This is a genomic window from Aeromonas sanarellii (assembly GCF_000820085.1).
GTDB lineage: Bacteria > Pseudomonadota > Gammaproteobacteria > Enterobacterales > Aeromonadaceae > Aeromonas > Aeromonas sanarellii.
The window spans coordinates 1-525 of sequence record NZ_CDBN01000067.1; the positions used below are offsets into that span (position 1 = coordinate 1).

Consider the following 525-nt stretch of genomic DNA (forward strand, 5'->3'; position numbering starts at 1 on the left):
CTGCACCACCCGCTGGGAAGCACTGCCCACTCGGGAGCAGTACCTGGCGGCCCACCCCGGCGCCGCCGATGGGGATATCATCTTCTGCATTCATTGCGGCCACCACCAGCAGCAGGCTGTGGGCCTGGTGCACCAGCTGGATTACCGGCGCCAGCATATCTGTCCCCGCTGCAAGCAGGCGCTCTATCGCGTCGAGGAGTAGGACCGCGCAGCGTCCGCTGTCGCGAGCGNNTGCGTCATCACTCCGCTCGCCAAGGCGATCCGGCCAAAGCACCCCGTGAGTTTCCTTTATTTTTAAAGTCGTTAGAATCGGGAGCCTCTATGACTCCCGATTGTCATCCACGGAGGAAAAATGCAGGAATTCATGGCTACCAGCGAACGCCGGGCAGAGCTTTACTGGTGGTTTTCCACCCTGTTCGCTGCCGAACTCAGTGATGCACAGATCGCTGAATACGACACCTATGACGTACGCAGCTTCTTGAAGAGTCTCTCCACTCTGGATCCCATGCGCGAGGCGGTGGCAGA

The 525-nt window shown here is 59.8% G+C and carries 1 protein-coding gene and 1 pseudogene; both read left to right on the forward strand.

Annotated features, from left to right (window positions below):
- A partial coding sequence (locus tag BN1132_RS13125; RefSeq protein WP_042078132.1) for a paraquat-inducible protein A occupies window positions 1-202 on the forward strand: 202 nt, incomplete at its 5' end.
- 150 nt (window positions 203-352) lie between these two features.
- Window positions 353-525 (forward strand): annotated as a pseudogene (locus BN1132_RS13130) (molecular chaperone TorD); the annotation flags it as partial.